The organism is Streptomyces sp. DG1A-41 (assembly GCF_037055355.1).
In the GTDB taxonomy this organism is placed as follows: domain Bacteria; phylum Actinomycetota; class Actinomycetes; order Streptomycetales; family Streptomycetaceae; genus Streptomyces.
In genome coordinates this window covers 5578735-5593406 of sequence record NZ_CP146350.1, presented here as the reverse complement: position 1 = coordinate 5593406, position 14672 = coordinate 5578735, and the positions used below count along the sequence as shown (strand labels likewise).

Genomic DNA, 14672 nt, shown 5'->3' with positions numbered 1-14672 from the left:
GGCGCGACAAGCCACAACGAACGGTCAGCCCGCAACGAGCCGCAGCCCCCACCCCGAACCCGGAACAGCCGACTACCCCAACGCGGACTTCACGACATCGGCCAACCGCCCCGCCACAGACCGAGCCTGCTCGATATCCGCCGCCTCCACCATCACCCGCACCAACGGCTCGGTCCCCGAGGACCGCAACAGCACCCGCCCGGTAGCCCCCAGCTCCCGCTCCGCATCGGCGACGGCCGCCGCGAGCTCCGAGGACGTCGTCACCCGGGACTTGTCCACGTCCGGCACATTGATCAGCACCTGCGGCAGCCGCTCCATCACGGACGCCAGCTCCCGCAACGGACGCCCGCTCTGCGCGACCCGCGCCGCCAGCATCAGCCCGGTCAGGGTGCCGTCGCCGGTCGTCGCATGCTCGAGAATGATCACGTGCCCGGACTGCTCGCCCCCGAGGGCGAACCCGTGCTCCTTCATCTCCTCCAGCACGTACCGGTCGCCCACGGCGGTCTGCACGAGCCGGATGCCCTCGCGCTCCATGGCGAGCTTGAAGCCCAGGTTGGACATCACCGTCGCCACGACCGTGTCGGCCCGCAGCGTGGAGGCCTCCCGCATGGCCAGGGCGAGGACGGCCAGGATCTGGTCGCCGTCCACCTCCTCGCCCGTGTGGTCCACGGCGAGGCACCGGTCGGCGTCCCCGTCGTGCGCGATGCCCAGGTCGGCCCCGTGCTCGACGACGGCGGCCTTGATCTTGTCCAGGTGCGTGGATCCGCACCCGTCGTTGATGTTGAGCCCGTCCGGCTCGGCCCCGATCGTGACGACCTCGGCACCGGCCCGCTGGAACGCCTCGGGCGAGACCCGGGAGGCGGCGCCGTGCGCCTCGTCGAGGACGACCTTCAGCCCGTCGAGCCGGTTCGGCAGGACGCGCAGCAGATGCGCGACGTACCGGTCGAAACCCTCCTCGTACTCGCGTACGCGGCCCACCCCGGCGCCGGTCGGCCGGTCCCACGGGGCGCCGGTGCGGTGCTCGTCGTAGAGGGACTCGATCCGGTCCTCCAGCTCGTCGGCGAGCTTGTGCCCGCCGCGGGCGAAGAACTTGATGCCGTTGTCGGGCATGGCGTTGTGGCTCGCGGAGAGCATCACACCGAGGTCGGCGCCGAGTTCTCCTGTCAGGTACGCCACCGCCGGCGTCGGCAGCACCCCTACCCGCAGGACGTCCACGCCGGCGCTGGCGAGGCCCGCGACCACGGCGGCCTCCAGGAACTCCCCCGACGCGCGCGGGTCACGCCCGACCACCGCGGTCGGGCGGTGTCCCTCGAACGTGCCCGCCTCGGCCAGTACGTGCGCCGCGGCTACGGAGAGGCCGAGGGCCATCTCCGCCGTCAGGTCCGCGTTGGCGACACCGCGCACGCCGTCCGTGCCGAAGAGTCGTCCCACTGTGGTGTCCTCCGAATTGCGAGAGAGTGCGGCTCCAGTACATCCCCCGGGGCTGTCCCGCAGCCGCAGGGGTTGTGTACGTGAACGCCCCGGCGGCACTGGACGTGCCGCCGGGGCGATCGTTGCGAAGACAGTCGCAAGGACAGCTACGCGATTAGCGCTTGCTGTACTGCGGGGCCTTGCGGGCCTTCTTCAGACCGGCCTTCTTGCGCTCGACCGCACGGTCGTCGCGGCGGAGGAAGCCGGCCTTCTTCAGCGGGCCGCGGTTGTTGTCGACATCCGCCTCGTTCAGCGCGCGGGCGACACCGAGACGGAGCGCACCGGCCTGACCGGAGACACCGCCACCGGCGATGCGGGCGACGACGTCGTAGCGGCCCTCGAGCTCGAGCACCTTGAAGGGCTCGTTGACTTCCTGCTGGTGCACCTTGTTCGGGAAGTAGTCCTCGAGGGTGCGACCGTTGATCTTCCACTTGCCGGTGCCCGGGACGATCCGGACGCGGGCGATGGCGTTCTTGCGACGGCCCAGGCCGGCGGCGGCTGGGGCTCACCGAAGCGGGAGGCCATGGACTCCGAGGTGTACTCGCCCTCGACGGGGACCTCGGACTCGGTGGTGTAGCTGTCGATGTCAAGCTCTTCGAGCGGCTGCTCGGCAGTGGTCTCGGCCACGATTCTCCTCAGATTCTCTTCAGTCTTAGGGGGTGGCCGGACTTACTGCGCGACCTGGGTGATCTCGTACGGCTGCGGCTGCTGCGCGCCGTGCGGGTGCTGGTCACCCTTGTAGACCTTCAGCTTCGAGAGCATCTGACGGCCCAGAGTGTTCTTGGGGAGCATGCCCTTGACGGCCTTCTCGATGGCCTTCTCGGGGTTCTTGTCGAGCAGCTCGTCGTAACGGACGGAGCGCAGACCACCCGGGTAGCCGGAGTGGCGGTACGCCATCTTCTGGGTCCGCTTGTTGCCGGACAGGTGCACCTTGTCCGCGTTGATGATGATGACGAAGTCACCAGCGTCCACGTGGGGGGCATAGATCGGCTTGTGCTTGCCCCGGAGGAGGGTCGCTGCGGTGGTGGCGAGACGACCCAGGACAACGTCCTGAGCGTCGATGACGTGCCACTGGCGCGTCACATCGCCGGGCTTGGGGCTGTACGTACGCACGGTTCGTAGCCTTCGCTTCGAGTGAATGGTCCTGAACAGGTCACCGAAACGATCACGACAGCCTTGACCGCACTGCGGTGACGCAAACCGCGTGCTGGTCGCTGGTCATCGGCCCGGTGGACCGGTGTAAGGGCCCGTCCCGTGAGAATGAGCAAGCCAATACACAACGAAAGAGCAGAATACCGGGGCTCACCACAAGGGTCAAAACGCGGGATCACCGCCGCCTGCCGGCCACGGAGACGCACAGGCCTGCACAGAGAGTAACGGCCCTCCGCAGCGTCCGGCGCCGCACCGGCCGCCCATACGGAAACACCGGCGACAACAGCACGTCGACGGCCACGGCGGCGCACCACCGCGGCAGGGAGCCGCCACCGCGCGGGCGACGCAGCGCCCGCAGCACCCCGACCGCGACCGTCGGCCACACCCCGGCCGCGACCGTCGGCCAGGACCACAGGCACACCAGCAGCACCACGGCCGGCAGCACTCGCCCCAACCACCCGCAGATGTCGCCTTTGCCCGTCCGCATGGGAGGAACGCTAGGGGCTCCAGAGCCCGTCCAGGCGGACCAGCACGCCACTTGTCCCGTCTAAGATGCGCCCCATGAGCTTTGGGCAGGGGGGACCCCAGTCCCAGTGGGATCCATGGAAACCGCAGTCGCAGCAGCCCTGGAACAGCGGGAGCGGCCAGTCTCCGGACTGGGCCGCGCTCGCCGAGGCGTCCGAGGCCCGTAACAAGCGACGCCGGCTGCTCCTGGTGGGCGGCGGCGCGCTCGCCACCGTCGCGATCGGCGCTGCCGTCGCCGTGGCAGTGGTCTCGGCGGGCGGCGACAACCAGGCGAACAGCCCGACCTCCCAGGTGCCCTCGGCCGACATCCCGAGCGCGTCCGCCTCGGCCCCGTCGTTCGCCCCGACCAGCGCCCCGCCCCCGCTGGACCCGAAGGACTTCATCGCCAGCGCGAAGAAGGACACGGCTCCGCTCGGCCCGGGTACCCTCTTCCCCGGCACCCAGCTGACCATGGGCGGGACGACGTACGAGAAGGGCCCCACGGCCGACACGAGGAACTGCGCCTCGGCGGCCGGCGGCACGCTCCCCAAGGTCCTCACCGCGAACGACTGCACGCGCCTGATACGCGCCACGTACGTCAAAGACGGCATCGCGGTGACGGTCGGCGTGGCGGTCTTCGACACCGAGGCCCAGGCCGGCAAGGCCAAGGGCCAGACCAACAAGAGGAGCTTCGTCAAGTCGCTCTCCGGCGGCGGCGTGAAGGGCTTCTGCGAGTCCGGGTTCTGCCGCACGACGAGCAACTCCTACGGCCGCTACGCCTACTTCACCAACGCCGGCTTCACCAACGGCAAGGACGTGACGCCCGAGGACACCGCGGTCTTCAAGGCCGGCAACGACCTGGCCCAGTTCGCGATCGACCAGATCCACCGCCGCGGCCAGGCCCAGGCGTCGGCCGCAGCCAACGGGTGACCGGCCGCCGCGCGCGCCCGGTCACAGCCTCTTCGCGCTGCGCAGCGTCTTGGCGTAGTAGCCGTTGCCGTCCAGCCTGGACACTCCGCCGACATCACCGATGGTCGGTCCGTTGACCTCCTCTCGGCTGGAGACGAAGAGAAGGTGGCCCTCGGTGTCGTAGCCGAGCACCATGCCGACGTGGTCCAGGCGCTGCTTCGTCCGGGTGTCGAGCTTGAAGAAGACGAGGTCCCCGGGCTGGAGCTGGTCGATGCCGGTGGGCCGGTCCTTGGGCGAGACGCCGGTGAGCGGCAGGATGTCGGCGCCCTGCTCGGAGCGGGCCATGCCGTTGGCGGTGCGCGGCAGGCCGTCGCCCGATGCGTCCGAGGACATGAGCGGGTAGCGGGCGCGGTAGCCGAACACCATCCGCATGTATCCCGAGCAGTCGATCGACCGGGCGCGCGCGGCCTCCGGCTGCCCGATGACGCCGTCCCGGAAGGGGTACGGGACGCCGAGGTAGTCGTAGAAGTCGGACTGCTCCAGGCGCAGGTCGCCGCCCTCCGCCCCGCTCGTGTTGAGGGGCCCGAAGTTGGCGTCACCGGCGTAGACGGTGCCCTGCTCGTCCTTCTTCTGCTTGGCGCCCGCTACGTACTGGAAGGCGATGGCCAGGAGGTCGTCCTCCTTGCTGGCCTCGTACTCGGCGTACCAGTCCTTGAACCACTTCTCCTTGTCCGCGCCCTTCTTCCAGGGCTCGGGCATGAGGCGGACCCAGTCCGTCGTGGAGACCTTGGAGCTCGTCGACGAGGGCTCGGTGAAGGTGCGGGCCGGTCCGGTCAGGGTGGCGGTGCGCGCCCCGTCGGTGAACACCGCCTTGACCTGGCCGTCGGACCCGCGCAGCACGGAGCGGGCGGGGTTCTCCAGCCGGGACCAGCTCTCCCCGCCCTCGTCGCGGGTCTTCGCCGCGCCGCCGGCCCGGTCGGAGCCGTCCAGCACGCCGACGTTCGTGATCTCCGGGACGCCCTGGTCCTCCTGCTTGCGGAGTTCCACGGTGAGGTAGCCGGAGGTCGCGACGAGCCCCAGCACCACGAGGCCGGAGAGGACCGGCCGCGATTTCTTCTTCCCTGCCATGTGTTCTCTCCTGGGTTGTCGGTCGCCGGGACGCCGGTTCTCAGACGGTGGGCATGATGCCGAGCAGCAGCCCGGCGGCGACGACGATGTAGGCCATGAGCGAGACGGTGCCGGTCGCCAGCAGCGTCGCCCCCTTGGGCTGGCGGACCATCTGGTACGCGATCAGGCCGGGCACGATGAAGCCGAGGGTCTGGTTGCCGTACAGCAGCGGGAACTCGATCGAGAGCACGATCATCACGGTGGCCTGGAGCAGCACGCCCAGCAGCACCACCGCGGCGAACAGCCGCTTGCCGTAGAGGATCACCAGCCGCTGCATGACCTTGGTGCCCGCGTAGGTGAGGGCGGTGACGCCGACCACCATGGCCGCCCGCTGGAGGTCCTCGATGAGCGTCAGGGCGAGCCAGCCGGGCGTGATCATGCCGCCCGGCGACAGGTTGGTGGTCAGGTAGCACAGCAACGAGAAGAACAGGCCGATGGCGATGCCGAGGGCGGCCATCTCGGGGGTCAGGGCGGCGGTGGTCAACGGGGTCTCCGGGCACGGGTGCGGGTGCGGGGCGAGCTGTGGGCGTGAGTCGTGGGGTCCTGCCCGTGGACGTCAGGAACGGGGAGGGTGTCCCCCGTCGTCGGCCGGGACGTACCCGTAGGGCTCGTCGGCGTACTGCTGCCATGTCTGCTGGGCCGGAGCGGCGTACGGCCCTTGCTGGTAGGGAGCCGGGCCGGAGTAGCCGGCGTCGGCGTACGGCCCCGACGGCTGGGCCGGGATGCGGACCACCGGGATCTCCTGGGTGCGGGAGGCCTGGTAGCGCTCCTCGTAGGCCACGGGGTACGGGGCGTAGGGGTCCAGGCGCGCCGGCTGGGCCGGCACGGCCGGGTCCGAGGGCGGCGCGGCGTCGGCGGGGGCGGACTCGTCCGCCGGGAGTTCGGCCAGGTACTCCAGCAGTTCCTCGCCCTGGCCGTGGATGTTGCCGATGGCGACCAGGGAGGAGTCGGCGGCCAGGCGCTCCAGAAGGGCGGGCATGAACTCCTCGGCCGACCGCCGTTCGCCACCGAGGTCGATCGCGCGGTCGCGCCACTCGGCGGGGATGGCGTCGATCGCACTCTTGGCGGGGTGCCCGATGACGAAGACGTGGTCCGGCTGGAGGTCGGGGATGATCTCGCCCATCTGCCCGTTGCGTTCCACGCGGTCGGGCCGGCAGTTGATCACGACGTTCAGCGGCCGGTGGATGGCGCCGAGGTCGAGCAACTGGTTGATGTTCATCAGCGTCGACTCGGGGTCGTTGGCCGCGAAGACGTTGGCGAAGGCGAGCCGCTTGCCCTCGGGCGTCGCGTAGCGCTCGACGGACAGCACGCCCGGGTCCGGCGGGGCGTCGTACATGCCCTGGAGGGCGACCCGCCGTTCCACGCCGAGCAGTTCGGCCACGACGAGGGCGATCGCGACGTTTTCCTTGAAGGTGAACCAGCTGAAGCCGCGCAGCTCCTCGTCGGTGACGGTCTCCGGGTCGGCGTAGATCAACTGGCAGTTACGGGCGTCGGCCTCCTCCTGGAGGATGTGGAAGCGCTCCTTCTCGGCGGTGACGCAGATGCCGTCCTGCGGCATGGAGCGGCACAGCGACCGCGCCACGTCGTCGAGGGTGGGTCCCATCTCGGCGAGGTGGTCCTCGCGGACGTTGCACAGCACGCCGATCGTGGAGCGGATCAGCTTGCTCTGGTTCACCTCCTGGAGGGCCGGCATGACGGCCATGCACTCGATGACGAGGGCGTCGGGCCGGTAGGTGGCGGCCCGGCGCACGATGCCGATCTGCTCCACCACGTTGGCGATGCCGAACTTGCGGTAGACCGGCTCCTCGGTGGCGTCCGGGTGGATGAACCGGGCCGCCGTACCCGTGGTCTTCGCCACGGTGACCAGGTCGCCCCCGCGCAGCGCCCCGGCGCACAGCCGGGTGATGGAGGACTTGCCGCGGATGCCGTTCACGAGCACGCGCGAGGGGATGCTGTGCAGGCTGGCGTAGTGCCGGCGCTGTTCCACGATGCCCGCCGCCAGCAGCAGCAAGCTGCCGGTGAGCAGGACGAAGTACAGATAGAGCACGGCTGGGTCACCTTCCCCGAACGCCGGCTTCCGGCTCCGCGAGCCGGCGCGCCTGGGTCTGCTTACGGGCCTGGAGTTGCTGGCGGAGCAGTTCGAGGCTGCGTACGACGGCGCCGACCTCGTCCTGGTAGCGGGGGTACAGCACGGACTTGAGGTCGCCGTCGGCCAGCTTCTCCGCACTGGCCGCCAGGGCCCGCATCGGCCGGGCCACGACCAGGTACACCCAGCCGAGGCAGACGACGATCAGGGCCAGACCGAGCAGTCCGGCCAGGACGCTGCGGTCCTCGCGCTGGTACGGGGCGATCTGGAAGTCCTTGGCGTTCTGCCAGCTGACGACGGTCCAGCCGATGTCGGCCGCCACACCGCCGCCGGAGAACGGGGCGGCCGCGGCGACCGTGGTCCCGCGTCCTTCGCGGATCAGCAGGCCGTTCTCGACGGGACCGGCGCCGACGTGGACGCTGCCGGCCCGCACGAGGTCGGTGAGCGCGTCGCGCGGCAGTTCCTCGAAGGCCAGGAAGCCGTCGCTGGCGGCGATGGTCTCCGCCTTGGAGTCCACCACGCGGACCTCGCCGAGCCCGGGCCGCTTCAGCAGCGAGTTGAGGAACTCGATCCGGACCTCGCCGACCAGGGTCATGCCCTCGCGGCCCGGCAGGGGCGCCCCGGCCTGGACGACCGGCTTCTTCCCGCCCTTGTCGGCCACCCGGACCAGCGGCAGCTCGTCCGCGTCGGCGAAACCGGCGCGCGGCTCCTTGCCCGCGCGGGCGACGACCTCGCCGTCCTTGTCGAGGAGGTACAGCGCCTGGTAGCGGGTGTGCTCGCGCAGGGTCTCCTCGAGCAGAGCGCGACCGGCGTCGGCGTCGTCCGGGTCGATCAGCCGGGCCGTGGAGACCAGGTCCGCCTGGGCCTCGTTGAGCGCCCGGCGCACCCGGTCGGCGACCAGGTCGGTACGGTCACGCTGGTCCGCGACCATGCTGGCCGGGATGCTGACGGAGTCGTCGGTGCGGTTCAGCAGGAGGCCGACGGGCAGGCACCACAGCAACAGCAGTACGGCGGTCAGTGCCAGCGGCCCGCGCACCCCGAACCGCCCCTTGACGCGCTGGCGCCCGCCGGGGTCATCGGACGGGCCGCCCAGCTGCGCGCGCAGCCTCTCCAGGGCGGAGCCGATGCGCGCGGCCTCTCCCCAGCGGGGCACGTCAACCGGGCGGGTCAGATCGCCCCGGGCCAGTCGGCGGGACTCCAGGAACAGCCGCAGCAGCGGCCGCTGCACGCTCGCCCACAGCACGGCCGCGGCGAGCAGTCCGAGCACCACCAGGGCTCCGGCCGCCAGCAGCCCGTACAGCTCCCGGTCGGGAGCTGCGGCCTGCTGCTGGACCACGGGCAGCAGGGCGACGACGGTGAGCCCGAGGCCCGCGCCGACGCTCTTCTTCTCCTCCGGGTCGGCGGAGGAGAGGGAGGCGTAACCGGCCGTGGCGATACGGCCGTTGTAGCTCCCGCCGACCAGGGTCCCGCTGACACCGGGGTAGCCGCCGGAGCCCGGCTCCCTGGCGCTGACCGGGTCCTGCTCGGTCTCCCGTGCCGCCCGGGCGGACAGCCCGCTCATCTGCTTCTGGAGGAAGGCCAGCTCCTTGCGCTCCTGGTCGGTGTTGAGCGCCTCGGACTGCTCGAAGCCTGCCGTGGCGAGGATCTCCCCGCCGGTGGCGACGACCGCCATGGAGCGGAACTGGCCCAGGTTGATGGCGGGCACGGACAGGCTGTTGGAGGCGAGCAGCAACTGCTGCGGCCCGTCCTCGGCGTCGAGGACCGCCATGGTCATCAGGCGTACGTCACCGGTTTCCAACCGCACCATGCGGGGCTTGAGAGCCGTGTCCCCGGTGAGGACGTCCTTGTCCAGCCACCCGAGCGGAATCGTTTCACCCCTGGCGGCCAGCACCTTGCCGCTCTCCAGGTCCAGGACCGTGGTGCCCGTCCACTTCTGGTACGTCTTCCCCAGGTCGGACAGGACGCGCTCGGGCCTCACCGGCGGCCCCGCGTTCAGCGCGGCGGCGGTGCGGTCCAGGTCGGTGACCCGCTCGTCGATCGAGGCGCGCAGGGCGATGGCGCCGTCCTCCGCGAAGTGCCGCTGCGAGGAGAGCACCGCCTGCGGTACGGCCTGCTCATTGGCGGGGCCGAGCACCTGGGCGGTGAGGCCCGCGAGGGCCAGCACCAGCACGCACAGCAGCGCGATCGGGGGACGGATGCCGCCCAGCAGCGGCATGTCCGCGCGTCTGCGGCTGCGTCGCCGTCCTCCCTTCACGGGGCGCACGGCGCGGGTGGGTGTCACCGGTGGTCTCCTCCGGCCTCTCTGGGGAAGTACGGCCGCACAGATCACCGCTCCCGCGGGAGGGGTAACTGACCGCCGTTTACAAGACTGTTGGGCAGGGCCGAGGTTGTGCCGCTCGCCCCCGTGTGCGCTGTGGCGCTAGTCACGCTCAAGCGTGAGCTCCTTCAGGCCTTCACCGCCCGGCGCCCCGCGGTTGTACAGGAAGCCACGCGTGCGGTCGGCCGCCAGCCGGTAGCGGGCCAGCCGCTCATCGGAGAGATCGCCCGGCGTGTCGAGGGCCCGGCGCACGTCCACCACCCGGTGGTCCTCGACCACGCCGGCGGGCGGCTTCTCACCGGACTCCACCTCGGGCGGAATGTCCACCAGCGTCGTGGCGTAGCGGGCGGAGACGTCCCAGCCGTCGGTCGTCTCGCGGAACTCGAACCAGCCGATCGCGCCCTCCTCGGTGACCCCGGTGGGCGAGGAGTGACGGGCGACCTGGTTGCCCAGGCTGTAGGCGACCCAGGTGCCGTTCACCTTCTGGATCGGCTGCACCGCATGGGAGTGGTGCCCGATCACCAGGTCGATCCCGGTCTCCGCGCTGAGCCGCTCCGCCAACCGCAGCTGGGCGACGCTCGGTTCGTTGTAGTGCTCGGCCCCCCAGTGCACCGAGAGGATGACCACCTCGGCGCCCTTCTCGCGGGCCCGGACCTCGGCGTCCTTGATCGAGTCCGCATCGAGTTGGTTGAACGCCCATTTCTCCTTCTCCGGCGTCGGGTGGCGGAACGACATCCAGGAGAACGAGAGGTGGGCGACCTTGACGCCGTTGACGTCACGAATGTTGATCCGTTCCGCTTCCTCGGGCGTACGGGCGGAGCCGGTGTGCCCGAGGCCGGCCTTGTCCATGGCGTTCAAGGTGCGCCGCACGGCCCCCAGGCCGTGGTCGTAGGTGTGGTTGGAGGCCGTCGAGCAGGTGTCGTAGCCCACGTCCTTGAGCGTCGTCAGGATCTGGGGCGGGACGAGGAACTCCGGGTATCCCTCGAAGGGTCCCCGCGGCTTCCCGACGGGCGTCTCCATGTGACAGATCGCCAGATCGGCCTTGCTGATGACGGGCTTCACCCCGGCGAGCAGCGGCCCGAAGTCCAGGCCGGCCTCTCCCTCGCCGGTCTTCTTGGCATCCTTGGCGGCCTGGTCGACCAGCTCGGGGTGGATCAGCACGTCACCGGCGGCGGCGACGGTGAACGAGCGCCCGCCCGGCTTCACCTGCGGTGCGGAGGCCGCGGAGGTACACGCGGTCGTCACGGCAACGGTGGCCGCGAAAGCGGTTGCCGCCCGAGCGATCCGGAGAGGATTACGAAGTGTCACCGCATCATATTCACATGGAGCACACAACCACCCCGGACGTTGCCATCACAAGACAGTCACATTTCGCTCGCACTCTGGCCCAAATCGGACTCGTTCTCGCCTTGTTCGGCTGTCATTCGCCAACAGACCGGTCAACGGACGACGATTCCACTCAGCACGCCCGGGAGCTGGTGGACCTCCGCAGCAGGATCCTCGCGTACACGGCGGATCTGGAACCCGACGCCGCGTACACCCCGCCGGACGACACCCACCGCGACCGCGTCGCCGAGAGCGTCGGCCACCTCCTGGACGGCGACCCCGCGAAGGCCGAACGACTGCTCGCCCCCCTCGGCCTCAAGCTCACCCGCCTCACCGACACCGAGTCCGGCCGCAGGTACGACGAGATCGCCGCCGCACGCCCCGGCCGGGCCGAACGCTGGGGACGCCTCTACCTGACTGCCGACTCCGACGTCCGCTGGAACGCCCAGGTACCGCACCCGGTCTCCGACCGGGACACCGAACGCCTCGGCGTGCGGCTCCTGGAGGACAACCCCGGCGGCTCGCTGGTCATCGCCGGCGCACACCGCGAGGCAGGCCGGGGCGACGCCGCCGACGTCGCTCACCGGGAGGACAGCGTCTTCCACGCCATCGTCGTCAAGCTCCAGAAACGCGACGTCCCGGGCGTGCAACTGCACGGCTTCGCCAAGGACTCCGACCGCCCGTACGAGGCCGTCCTCTCCACCGGAGCCGCGCGGAGCACCCTCACCGAAGCCACCGCGCTCGCCGACGCCATGCAGGCCGACGGGCTGCGGGTCTGCCGGGGCTGGTCGGCCCGCTGCCCCCTGGAAGGCACCACGAACGTCCAGAGCAAGGCCGCGGAGCGCCACCACGCCAAGTTCCTCCACGTGGAGCTCTCCCGCAAGGCACGCGGCGACGGCAGCGACGCAGACACCGCCGCCAAGGCCCTCTCGGGGCTGGTCACCACCTGGAACTCCGCCCACCGGTGAGGAACAGCGCAAGCCGGTCAGCAGCACCCCGCCGACGGCAACGACCGCTTGTTCCGCGCCTCCTTGCTGCGTGCGGCGAGCAGTTCGTCGGCCGGGTAGCCGACCTCCTCCAGCGTCAGCCCGTGCGGCCGTACCACGTGCACGGCCGAGTCCCGCACGCCGGCCACCAGCACCTTCGCCGGCCAGTCCGGCGGCCGGTGCCCGTCGCCCACGAACAGCAGCGCCCCGATGAGCGAACGCACCATGTTGTGGCAGAAGGCGTCGGCCCGCACGGTCGCGGTGATGATCCCGTCGTCGCCCTTGACGAGACTCAGCTCCTGGAGCGTGCGGATCGTCGTCGCGCCCTCCCGCCTCTTGCAGTAGGCGGCGAAGTCGTGCTCCCCGAGCAGCCGCCGCGCGGCCTCGTTCATGGCATCGACGTCCAGGGGCCAGTCATGCCACAGCACGTGGTTCCGCAGCAGCGGATCGACGCCCCCGGGATTGTCGGTGACCCGGTACGCGTACCGCCTCCAGATCGCCGAGAACCGCGCGTTGAAGCCACTGGGCGCCTCCCTGAGGGCCCAGACCCGTACGTCCCTGGGCAGCCGCCCGGCGAGCCGCTTCAGCAGCTTCTGGCTGTGCTCGGCCCAGACCTCACGCGGCAGATCGACATGCGCCACCTGCCCCCGGGCATGCACCCCGGCATCGGTACGCCCCGCCACGGTCAGCTCGTACGTCCGACCCGACCGCGTCACGGTCCGCAGAGCGTCCTCGATCTCCCCCTGCACGGTCCGCCGCCCCCCGGCCTGCTTGGCCCACCCGGAGAACTCGCTCCCGTCGTACGACAGATCGAGCCGCACACGAACGTGACCGGCTGCTGCTTCATCACTCACGTACAGATCCTCTCAGCAACACAAAAGCGGGCCCGCCCCTGAAAAGGAACGGACCCGCCAACGCCCTCGCAGGGGCGCGGGGAACTGCGCGAACAACCACGACGAAGCCGCAGTCGCCGACGAACAGCCCCCGGCAGACGCTCAGGCGTCCTTGGACTCCTCGGCAGCGTCATCAGCCTTGGTCACATCGACCTGAGGCTCAGCAGCCTCAGCGGCCTCGGCGTCCTTGGCGGCACGCTTGGTCGCGGCCTCGGCCTCACCCGTCGCCTCCTGCGCCACCGTCAGCGCCTCGACCAGCTCGATGACAGCCATGGGCGCGTTGTCGCCACGGCGGTTACCGATCTTGGTGATGCGGGTGTAGCCACCCGGACGGTTCTCGTAGCGCGGGCCGATCTCGGTGAAGAGCGTGTGGACGATGCTCTTGTCCGTGATGACCTGGAGCACCTGACGGCGGTTGTGAAGGTCGCCCTTCTTCGCCTTGGTGACCAGACGCTCGGCGTACGGGCGCAGCTTGCGCGCCTTCGCCTCGGTGGTGGTGATCCGGCCGTGCTCGAACAGCGACTTCGCGAGGTTCGCGAGCATCAGCTTCTCGTGCGCGGCGCTGCCGCCCATACGGGCACCCTTGGTGGGCTTCGGCATGGTGTTTCTCCTAGGTGTCTGCCCCGGCCGTATCAGGTACCGGGGTCAGTATCCGAGCGAGCGGTTGCCCGTCGGAGATCCGGGGCCCGCTGACGCGAACCCCGGAAGCAGAGACTCAGTACTGCTCGGTCTCCACGAAGCCCGCGTCCGCGTCGTCGTCCGCACCGAAGGCGTCCGCGGCAGCGGTCGGGTCGAATCCGGGCGGGCTGTCCTTGAGCGCGAGGCCCATCCCGGCCAGCTTCGCCTTGACCTCGTCGATCGACTTCGCACCGAAGTTGCGGATGTCGAGCAGGTCGGCCTCGGAACGAGCCACGAGCTCACCCACGGAGTGGATGCCCTCACGCTTGAGGCAGTTGTACGACCGAACGGTGAGCTCCAGCTCCTCGATCGGCAGAGCCAGGTCCGCAGCCAGCGCGGCGTCCGTCGGGGACGGACCCATGTCGATGCCCTCGGCGTCGATGTTGAGCTCGCGGGCCAGACCGAACAGCTCGACCAGGGTCTTACCGGCCGACGCCATGGCGTCACGCGGACGCATGGCCTGCTTGGTCTCGACATCGACGATCAGCTTGTCGAAGTCGGTCCGCTGCTCGACACGCGTGGCCTCGACCTTGTACGTGACCTTGAGCACCGGCGAGTAGATCGAGTCGACCGGGATCCGGCCGATCTCCTGGCCGACCTGCTTGTTCTGCACGGCGGAGACATAGCCACGGCCACGCTCGACCGTCAGCTCCATCTCCAGCTTGCCCTTGCCGTTGAGCGTGGCGAGGACGAGGTCGGGGTTGTGCACCTCGACACCGGCCGGCGGCGCGATGTCGGCGGCGGTGACCAGACCCGGGCCCTGCTTGCGCAGGTACATCACGACCGGCTCGTCGTGCTCCGAGGAGACGACCAGCTGCTTGATGTTGAGGATCAGGTCGGTGACGTCCTCCTTGACGCCCGGCACGGTGGTGAACTCGTGCAGAACACCGTCGATGCGGATGGACGTGACCGCCGCACCCGGGATCGAGGAGAGGAGGGTCCGGCGCAGGGAGTTGCCGAGGGTGTAGCCGAAGCCCGGCTCCAGCGGCTCGATCACGAACCGGGACCGGAACTCGTCGACGACCTCTTCGGTCAACGAGGGACGCTGAGCGATCAGCATGTGTGGATCAGATCCTTCAGTCGGGGGCGCCCGCTATATGACGCCCGACTTGAACCGTCCCCGACAGAAAGAGACGGGTACTGCAAGGGTACGGGCGATACGGCCCGAAAGAGCCGTACCGCCC

13 protein-coding genes and 1 pseudogene are annotated in these 14672 nt (G+C 70.1%); 2 read left to right on the top strand and 12 right to left on the bottom strand.

What is annotated here, in order from left to right:
• Positions 1 to 72: 72 nt before the first annotated feature.
• From glmM to V8690_RS26295, 4 genes and pseudogenes are all read right to left on the bottom strand, one after another.
• Positions 73 to 1431: a phosphoglucosamine mutase gene (gene glmM, locus V8690_RS26310; RefSeq protein ID WP_338782553.1), complete on the bottom strand. Its 1359-nt coding sequence runs from the start codon at positions 1429 to 1431 to the stop codon at positions 73 to 75.
• A 154-nt stretch (positions 1432 to 1585) separates the two neighbouring features.
• A pseudogene (gene rpsI / locus V8690_RS26305) lies at positions 1586 to 2097 on the bottom strand (30S ribosomal protein S9).
• A 42-nt stretch (positions 2098 to 2139) separates the two neighbouring features.
• On the bottom strand, positions 2140 to 2583 hold the full coding sequence (gene rplM / locus V8690_RS26300; protein WP_010036634.1) for a 50S ribosomal protein L13: 444 nt from the start codon (positions 2581 to 2583) through the stop codon (positions 2140 to 2142).
• 214 nt (positions 2584 to 2797) lie between these two features.
• Positions 2798 to 3109, bottom strand: a complete 312-nt coding sequence (locus V8690_RS26295) for a hypothetical protein (protein WP_338782552.1) — start codon at positions 3107 to 3109, stop codon at positions 2798 to 2800.
• A gap of 74 nt (positions 3110 to 3183) precedes the next feature.
• Here V8690_RS26295 and V8690_RS26290 point away from each other — a divergent pair, with 74 nt between their 5' ends.
• Complete coding sequence (locus V8690_RS26290; RefSeq protein WP_338782551.1) at positions 3184 to 4056, top strand: hypothetical protein; 873 nt, start codon at positions 3184 to 3186, stop codon at positions 4054 to 4056.
• Positions 4057 to 4077: 21 nt separating this feature from the next.
• On the opposite strand, the gene V8690_RS26285 is transcribed toward V8690_RS26290, so the two are convergent.
• From V8690_RS26285 to V8690_RS26265, 5 genes are all read right to left on the bottom strand, one after another.
• Positions 4078 to 5163, bottom strand: coding sequence for an NlpC/P60 family protein (locus tag V8690_RS26285; RefSeq protein WP_338782550.1), 1086 nt, complete (start codon positions 5161 to 5163; stop codon positions 4078 to 4080).
• Positions 5164 to 5203: 40 nt separating this feature from the next.
• Positions 5204 to 5686 (bottom strand): poly-gamma-glutamate biosynthesis protein PgsC/CapC, encoded by a 483-nt coding sequence (locus V8690_RS26280; RefSeq protein WP_020276280.1) that lies wholly within the window; start codon positions 5684 to 5686, stop codon positions 5204 to 5206.
• 72 nt (positions 5687 to 5758) lie between these two features.
• Positions 5759 to 7249 (bottom strand): poly-gamma-glutamate synthase PgsB, encoded by a 1491-nt coding sequence (gene pgsB / locus V8690_RS26275; RefSeq protein ID WP_338782549.1) that lies wholly within the window; start codon positions 7247 to 7249, stop codon positions 5759 to 5761.
• A 7-nt stretch (positions 7250 to 7256) separates the two neighbouring features.
• Positions 7257 to 9503 (bottom strand): HAMP domain-containing protein, encoded by a 2247-nt coding sequence (locus V8690_RS26270; protein WP_338785462.1) that lies wholly within the window; start codon positions 9501 to 9503, stop codon positions 7257 to 7259.
• Between the two features lie 204 nt (positions 9504 to 9707).
• Entirely contained in the window at positions 9708 to 10850 is a 1143-nt protein-coding gene (locus V8690_RS26265) for a CapA family protein (protein WP_338782548.1), read from the bottom strand.
• Positions 10851 to 11080: 230 nt separating this feature from the next.
• Here V8690_RS26265 and V8690_RS26260 point away from each other — a divergent pair, with 230 nt between their 5' ends.
• Positions 11081 to 11899, top strand: coding sequence for a hypothetical protein (locus V8690_RS26260; RefSeq protein WP_338785461.1), 819 nt, complete (start codon positions 11081 to 11083; stop codon positions 11897 to 11899).
• 17 nt (positions 11900 to 11916) lie between these two features.
• Here the strand turns inward: V8690_RS26260 and truA are convergent, their stop codons facing one another.
• From truA to V8690_RS26245, 3 genes are all read right to left on the bottom strand, one after another.
• The gene (truA, locus tag V8690_RS26255; protein WP_338782547.1) at positions 11917 to 12771 is read right to left on the bottom strand and encodes a tRNA pseudouridine(38-40) synthase TruA; all 855 of its coding nucleotides are present in this window, start codon (positions 12769 to 12771) and stop codon (positions 11917 to 11919) included.
• 141 nt (positions 12772 to 12912) lie between these two features.
• Positions 12913 to 13410, bottom strand: a complete 498-nt coding sequence (gene rplQ, locus V8690_RS26250) for a 50S ribosomal protein L17 (protein ID WP_338782546.1) — start codon at positions 13408 to 13410, stop codon at positions 12913 to 12915.
• A 115-nt stretch (positions 13411 to 13525) separates the two neighbouring features.
• Complete coding sequence (locus V8690_RS26245) at positions 13526 to 14548, bottom strand: DNA-directed RNA polymerase subunit alpha (RefSeq protein WP_003966937.1); 1023 nt, start codon at positions 14546 to 14548, stop codon at positions 13526 to 13528.
• Positions 14549 to 14672: the final 124 nt, after the last annotated feature.